Annotated in this window: 7 protein-coding genes and 1 pseudogene; all 8 read left to right on the plus strand. The window is 73.1% G+C overall.

Annotated features, from left to right (window positions below):
- Positions 1 to 455 precede the first annotated feature (455 nt).
- Positions 456 to 1,790, plus strand: a complete 1,335-nt coding sequence (locus tag ABZ898_RS29490) for a hypothetical protein (protein ID WP_361665415.1) — start codon at positions 456 to 458, stop codon at positions 1,788 to 1,790.
- A 59-nt stretch (positions 1,791 to 1,849) separates the two neighbouring features.
- Positions 1,850 to 2,428 carry a GNAT family N-acetyltransferase gene (locus tag ABZ898_RS29495; RefSeq protein WP_361665417.1) on the plus strand — a complete coding sequence of 193 codons (579 nt, stop codon included), beginning with the start codon at positions 1,850 to 1,852 and terminating at the stop codon, positions 2,426 to 2,428.
- A 125-nt stretch (positions 2,429 to 2,553) separates the two neighbouring features.
- Complete coding sequence (locus tag ABZ898_RS29500; protein WP_350748019.1) at positions 2,554 to 2,637, plus strand: putative leader peptide; 84 nt, start codon at positions 2,554 to 2,556, stop codon at positions 2,635 to 2,637.
- A gap of 146 nt (positions 2,638 to 2,783) precedes the next feature.
- Positions 2,784 to 4,481 carry a nitrite/sulfite reductase gene (locus tag ABZ898_RS29505; protein ID WP_361665419.1) on the plus strand — a complete coding sequence of 566 codons (1,698 nt, stop codon included), beginning with the start codon at positions 2,784 to 2,786 and terminating at the stop codon, positions 4,479 to 4,481.
- Positions 4,478 to 4,660, plus strand: a complete 183-nt coding sequence (locus ABZ898_RS29510) for a hypothetical protein (RefSeq protein WP_361665421.1) — start codon at positions 4,478 to 4,480, stop codon at positions 4,658 to 4,660. The genes ABZ898_RS29505 and ABZ898_RS29510 overlap by 4 nt, the downstream gene beginning before the upstream one ends.
- Complete coding sequence (locus ABZ898_RS29515) at positions 4,657 to 5,367, plus strand: phosphoadenylyl-sulfate reductase (protein WP_361665423.1); 711 nt, start codon at positions 4,657 to 4,659, stop codon at positions 5,365 to 5,367. The genes ABZ898_RS29510 and ABZ898_RS29515 overlap by 4 nt, the downstream gene beginning before the upstream one ends.
- On the plus strand, positions 5,364 to 5,933 hold the full coding sequence (gene cysC / locus ABZ898_RS29520) for an adenylyl-sulfate kinase (RefSeq protein WP_361665425.1): 570 nt from the start codon (positions 5,364 to 5,366) through the stop codon (positions 5,931 to 5,933). Before ABZ898_RS29515 ends, cysC begins: the two co-directional genes overlap by 4 nt.
- Positions 5,930 to 6,084, plus strand: a pseudogene (locus tag ABZ898_RS29525) (sulfate adenylyltransferase small subunit); the annotation flags it as partial. The gene cysC and the pseudogene ABZ898_RS29525, both read left to right, overlap by 4 nt.

A 6,084-nucleotide genomic window follows, 5' to 3' on the forward strand; every position in this document is an offset into this window, starting at 1 on the left:
CGCGCCCCTCCCGTGGGGGGGGGGGGGGGGGCCGGGGGGGGGGGGGGGCGGGGGGCCGGGGGGGGGGGGCCGCGCCGACTCGGCACCGCCCCCGCGACGCGGGCCCGCGAGCGGGCACCGGCACCGCCGGGAAGCGGCGCGGGACTCAAGTCTCCTGCGTACCCGGCGGGTTCACCAGGGTCACGGGGGGTTGCAACTTGTCGCCGACAGTGCCCGCAGGAGGCTTCCGGCCACCTGGGCGGGACGGGGGCCGGCCGGCCGACGGCACAGGGGACACGTCGAGCGCCCCCTTTCACGCCGGGCGCCTCCTGCCGCATGCCGGTCGCCTCCCGTGTATTTGCGGCCTCTTGGCCCCGGCGCGGGGGGCGCTGCCGTAGCATCCGATGCGGGTCCGCCCCGTGCCGGGTGATCAACGCGACGATCGCCGGGCGCAGTTGGCCCCCTCGGGAGGAGACATGAAGCAACGCGGCAGACACCGCAGGCGCAGACGGGGTACGGCCCTGCGCGCGGCCCTCACCGGGACCGGGCTGGCGCTGACCGCGGCGGCCACGCTGATCAGCACCTCGCAGGCCGAGGTCGCCGGCAACCCCGGCGCGCTCCGGCCGCTCACCTCCGTCGGGGACACCGCCCCGCTGCGGCTCCAGGAGCGCCTGGAGCCCGCCCCCGTCCTGAACCGGCTCTCCGCCTCCATGGGACGCCCGGTCGGCGTGGACGCCGTGCTCGGCGACGCCGACCGCCGGATGCGCACGGGCGCGGGCTGTGCCGGGGCCGACCGTTCCACCCTCCCGCTCACCCCCGAGGCCACCCGCTCCTACTGCTGGGACCCGGCCGACATCGCGGACGCCGCCTGGCGGCCCGCCGCCGTGACCACCTCCGGCGACGCCGACGAGGACGGCGTGTGGGGCCGGCACCGGGTCGTGCTGGCCGGCTGGACGCACGCCGGCGACTCCGGGAGCGCGGCCGAACGCGGGCTGACCCGCGTCGCCTTCACGAATCTCGACGATCCGGCCCGGCCGGTCTACCGCTGGGTCCTGCTGGTGGTGCCCGTCGACGGCGGGCGGGACTACCGCGCCCTGACCTCGGGCGTCTCCGGCATGGTCTGGAGCCACGGGAAGCTGCTCGTCACCACGTCCGACGGCGGCGCCGAGGCGCTCTACGTCTACGACCTGGACCGCATCCAGCGCACCACCACCGAGGAGCCCGCCGTCGGCCGGGTCCCGCACGGCTGGTCGGCGGCCGGATACCGGTACGTCCTGCCCGCCGTGGGCTCCTACCGCTACACCCAGGGCCGCTGCGCCGGTGGCCGGCCGCCCTGTCCGGGGCCGCTCGCGCTGGACCGGAGCACGGCGCCGGACAGCCTGGTCGCGGCCGAGCGCACGGCTCCGGACGGCGCGCGCCGCGCCCGGCTGTGGCGGTACGCGTTCAGCGCCGCCCCGGCGCGCGGCGGCCTGCTGGCCACCGACTCCTCCGGGCACGCCGACGCCGTCGAGGTGCTGCGTACGAAGGCACGGGGCGTCCGGGGCGTGCTGTCGTACCGGCACGCCGGGGCGTCGGGCGCGTCCTGGTACACCGGGCAGCTCCCCGGCGCCGAGGACGGCCGGGGCGGGCTGTGGCGGCAGGACGCGGACGGCGCGAAGGGCGCCCGCTGCGGCTCGGACGGCTCGCACCACTGCTGGACGGAATCGGCGGTGTCGCTGTCGTACTGGCAGGAGACCGGTGAGGTGTGGTCGCTGTCGGACCGCATGCTGTTCTCCGTCCCGCTGGCCTCGCTCGAACGCTCGCTGGACTGAGGCGGTGGGGCCGCCGGAGACGATCGACAGTGCGGTGGGCGGGATGGTTCCCTGAGCCCATGAGCAGCATTCCTGTCACCACCTGGTCCCTGGAACAGACGTCGCCGGCCGACCTCCTGCCCGCCGCGGCGCCCGAGGGGACCCGGCTGCGGATCGTCCGGGCCGAGGTGCCCTCGCCGGAGTTCAGCCGGTTCCTGTACGCCGCGGTCGGGGGCGACATCCGCTGGACCGACCGGCTCGGCTGGACCTACGCGCGGTGGCGGGAGTACCTGGAGCGGCCGGGTGTGGAGACCTGGGTGGCGTACGAGCGGGACACGCCCGCCGGGTATCTGGAGCTGGAGGCGTCGGCGGAGGGCGTGGTGGAGATCGCCTACTTCGGTCTGCTGCCCGCGTTCCGGGGGCGCCGCATCGGCGGGCACCTGCTGTCGGTGGGGACGGCCCGCGCCTGGGACCTGGCCACCCGCAGGCCCGAGTTCGCCCCGGTCAAGCGGGTGTGGCTGCACACGTGCAGCAAGGACGGTCCGCACGCGCTGGACAACTACCTGCGGCGCGGCTTCACGCTGTTCGACACGAAGGTGGAGCTGGAGGCGGAGCTGCCGACGCCCGGACCCTGGCCGGGCGCGTTCCTGGGCGACTGAGCAGCGCCCGCGCACCGCGCGGTGTCCCGCGTTCCGTCCCGCTCACGTCTCACCATGCAGAATAGATCCGTCCGGATGGCGGACAATGGTGGACTGCCGTGAGACACGCGTGACACGCTGCCGTCATGTCTGGAACTGGGATCGCCTTGGTGAGTCGACGACACGTCGACCTCGGCCGCATGTCCAGCGCCATGTGTCGGGCGAGCTGAGTACTCCAGCACCGCCGACCTCTCTTCACACCCTCCCGTTCGGGCGCAGCGTCGCGCACGTCTGCCCGCGTGCGCCCATGCGCGCAGGTCAGAGCCGATCTTCCGCCTGTACCGGATTCGCCGCCTGTTCCTAAGGACGTAGAACCATGGCCTCCAGTCCCCAGGACCCCGCTGCCGCCGCGCCCCGCCGCAAGGTGAGTCGTCACCGTGGTGAGGGCCAGTGGGCGGCCGGACACCACACCCCGCTCAACGGCAACGAACAGTTCAAGAAGGACGACGACGGTCTCAATGTGCGGACACGCATTGAGACGATCTACTCCAAGCGGGGCTTCGACTCCATCGACCCCAACGACCTGCGCGGACGCATGCGCTGGTGGGGTCTGTACACCCAGCGCAAGCCCGGCATCGACGGCGGCAAGACCGCGGTCCTGGAGCCGGAGGAGCTGGACGACAAGTACTTCATGCTGCGGGTACGCATCGACGGCGGCCGGCTGAGCACCGCCCAGCTGCGGGTGGTCGGCGAGATCTCCCAGGAGTTCGCGCGCGGCACGGCCGACATCACCGACCGGCAGAACATCCAGCTGCACTGGATCCGGATCGAGGACGTGCCCGAGATCTGGCAACGCCTGGAGGAGGTGGGCCTGTCCACCACGGAGGCGTGCGGCGACGTCCCGCGCGTGATCCTCGGCTCGCCGGTGGCGGGTATCGCCGAGGACGAGATCATCGACGGCACCTGGGCCATCGACGAGATCCAGCGCCGGATCATCGGCAACAAGGACTTCTCCAACCTGCCGCGCAAGTTCAAGTCCGCGGTCTCCGGCTCGCCCCTGCTGGACGTGGCGCACGAGATCAACGACATCGCGTTCGTCGGCGTCGAACACCCCGAGCACGGACCCGGGTTCGACCTGTGGGTGGGCGGCGGCCTGTCCACCAACCCCAAGCTCGGGGTACGGCTGGGCGCCTGGGTGCCGCTGGAGGACGTGCCGGACGTCTACGAGGGCGTCATCTCCATCTTCCGCGACTACGGCTACCGCCGGCTGCGCAACCGCGCCCGGCTGAAGTTCCTGGTCGCCGACTGGGGCGCCGAGCGGTTCCGCGAGGTGCTGGAGGGCGAGTACCTGGGCCGCGCCCTGGCCGACGGCCCGGCGCCGGAGCAGCCGGTGGAGCGCTGGCGCGACCACGTCGGCGTGCACCGCCAGCGCGACGGGCGTTTCTACGTCGGGTTCGCCCCGCGTGTCGGCCGGGTCGACGGTGCCACCCTGGCGAAGATCGCCGGCGTGGCGGAGGAGCACGGCTCCGGCCGGGTCCGCACCACCACCGAGCAGAAGATGATCGTGCTCGACGTCGAGGCGGACCAGGTGGACTCGCTGGTCGCGGGCCTGGAGGCGCTCGACCTGAGGGTCAGCCCGTCGCCGTTCCGGCGCGGCACGATGGCCTGCACCGGCATCGAGTTCTGCAAGCTGGCCATCGTCGAGACCAAGGCGCGCGGCAGCGCCCTGATCGACGAACTGGAGCGCCGCCTGCCGGAGTTCGAGGAGCCGATCACCATCAACCTCAACGGCTGCCCGAACGCCTGCGCCCGCATCCAGGTGGCGGACATCGGTCTCAAGGGCCAGTTGATGCTGGACGAGGAGGGCCGTCAGGTCGAGGGCTACCAGGTCCACCTGGGCGGCGCGCTCGGCCTGGAGGCGGGCTTCGGCCGCAAGGTCCGCGGTCTGAAGGTGACTTCGCAGGAGCTGCCGGACTACGTCGAGCGCGTGCTGCGCCGCTACGAGGCCGAGCGCGAGGACGGCGAGCGGTTCGCCGTGTGGGCCGCGCGCGCCAGTGAGGAGGCGCTGTCGTGAGCGAGCGTGCCGCACCGTTCCACTGCCCCTACTGCGGTGACGAGGACCTGCGCCCGAGCGAGGAAGGGCACGGCGCCTGGGAATGCGGAGCCTGCAATCGCGCTTTCCGTCTGAAGTTCCTCGGGCTGCTCGCCCGGGGGCTGCGACGGGACGACGACGGAGGGGACGACCGGACATGACGACCGTTCGGCGGGAACGCACCGACGACGAGCTGAGGGAACTGGCCGAGCACGCGGGCCGCGCACTGGAGGACGCGCCCGCGCTGGAGGTACTGCGCTGGGCCGTGGACACCTTCGGCGCGAGGTTCTGCGTGACCTCCTCCATGGAGGACGCCGTGGTGGCCCACCTGGCCTCTCGGGTCCGGCCCGGCGTGGACGTGGTGTTCCTCGACACCGGCTACCACTTCCCCGAGACCATCGGCACCCGTGACGCCGTGGACGCCGTGATGGACGTCAACGTCGTCACGCTCACCCCTCGCAGGACGGTGGCCGAGCAGGACGCGGAGCACGGGCCCCGGCTGCACGACCGCGACCCCGACCTGTGCTGCGCCCTGCGCAAGGTCCAGCCGCTGGAGGACGGCCTGACGGAGTATCAGGCGTGGGCGACCGGGCTGCGCCGGGACGAGTCGCCGACGCGGGCGAACACCCCGGTCGTCGGCTGGGACGCCCGGCGCCGCAAGGTCAAGGTCTCCCCCATCGCCCGCTGGACCCAGGACGACGTGGACGCCTACGTCGCCGAACACGGCGTGCTGACCAACCCGTTGCTGATGGACGGCTACGCCTCGGTGGGCTGCGCCCCGTGCACCCGGCGGGTGCTGGAGGGCGAGGACGCGCGGGCCGGCCGCTGGGCCGGGCGGGGCAAGACCGAATGCGGGCTGCACGGATGACGACCGACCGACACGAGGAGCGAGAACACGTGACGACCGGAGCCACGGTCTGGCTCACTGGTCTGCCGAGCGCCGGCAAGACCACCATCGCCACCGAACTGGCCGCCCGGCTGCGCGCCGAGGGACACCGCGTCGAGGTGCTCGACGGCGACGAGATCCGCGAGTTCCTCTCGGCCGGGCTCGGCTTCGCCCGCGAGGACCGGCACACCAACGTCCAGCGCATCGGCTTCGTGGCCGAACTCCTCGCCCGCAACGGCGTGCTGGCGCTGGTCCCGGTGATCGCGCCCTACGCGGACAGCCGCGAGGCGGTGCGCAAGCGGCACGCGACGAACGGCACCCCGTACCTGGAGGTCCATGTGGCGACCCCGGTCGAGGTGTGCGGCGAGCGGGACGTGAAGGGGCTGTACGCCCGGCAGGCCGCGGGTGAGCTGACCGGGCTCACCGGGGTGGACGACCCGTACGAGGAGCCCGAGGCGCCGGATCTCAGGATCGAGACGCAGGGGCAGAGCGTCACGCAATCGGCGGCCGCGGTGCACGCCCTGCTCGGCGAGAGGGGACTGGCATGACGACCGTCGCCAAGGTCACGGGAGGCGGCGAGGGCACGGACAGCCCGTACGCCCTCTCGCATCTGGACGCGCTGGAGTCCGAGGCGGTGCACATCTTCCGTGAGGTGGCGGGGGAGTTCGAGAACCCGGTGATCCTGTTCTCCGGGGGCAA

Origin of the sequence: Streptomyces sp. NPDC046860 (assembly GCF_040645115.1) — a bacterium.
Classification (GTDB): Bacteria; Actinomycetota; Actinomycetes; order Streptomycetales; family Streptomycetaceae; genus Streptomyces.

Coding starts and splice junctions, on each gene's coding strand:
- ABZ898_RS29490 (WP_361665415.1), top strand. CDS start 456: ATGAAGCAACGCGGCAGACACCGCAGGCGCAGACGGGGTACGGCCCTG.
- ABZ898_RS29495 (WP_361665417.1), top strand. CDS start 1,850: ATGAGCAGCATTCCTGTCACCACCTGGTCCCTGGAACAGACGTCGCCG.
- ABZ898_RS29500 (WP_350748019.1), top strand. CDS start 2,554: ATGTCTGGAACTGGGATCGCCTTGGTGAGTCGACGACACGTCGACCTC.
- ABZ898_RS29505 (WP_361665419.1), top strand. CDS start 2,784: ATGGCCTCCAGTCCCCAGGACCCCGCTGCCGCCGCGCCCCGCCGCAAG.
- ABZ898_RS29515 (WP_361665423.1), top strand. CDS start 4,657: ATGACGACCGTTCGGCGGGAACGCACCGACGACGAGCTGAGGGAACTG.
- cysC (WP_361665425.1), top strand. CDS start 5,364: ATGACGACCGACCGACACGAGGAGCGAGAACACGTGACGACCGGAGCC.